A 453-nucleotide genomic window follows, 5' to 3' on the forward strand; every position below is an offset into this window, starting at 1 on the left:
GAAGCCGGCCAGCTCGGGATCCGCGCCGTCCCGGCGGACCAGGAGGGCGGCGACGTCGTCGGGCGGCGGAATGCGCAGGCTGACCGGGCGGCAGCGCGAGCGGATGGTCACCAGGACGTCCGCAGGGCTGGGCGTGCACAGGATCCAGATGGTCCGCGGGGGCGGTTCCTCGATGGCCTTGAGCAGCACATTGGTGGTGCGCTCGGTCATCCGATCCGCGTCCTCGATGATGATCACGCGCCAGCGCCCCGAGGACGGCTTGTCCTGCGCCTTGCCGACCAGTTCGCGCATCTCCTGAATGGAGAACGTCACGTTCTCGGTGGCCACCAGGGTGGCATCGGCATTGGAACCGGCCAGCACCGTGCGGCAGGCATGGCAGGCCCCGCAGCCGCGTTCGGCCGGATCCGCGTGGTCGCACAACAGCGCCGCGGCGAAGGACTTGGCGGCGTTGCT

The 453-nt window shown here is 70.4% G+C and carries 1 protein-coding gene; it reads right to left on the bottom strand.

What is annotated here, in order from left to right:
- The coding region (locus tag AC5RUJ_RS18375) for a DNA polymerase III delta subunit-related protein (RefSeq protein ID WP_494156533.1) at positions 1-453 on the bottom strand (453 nt) is incomplete at both ends.

The sequence above is a fragment of the Arthrobacter sp. Y3223164 genome, assembly GCF_059091005.1.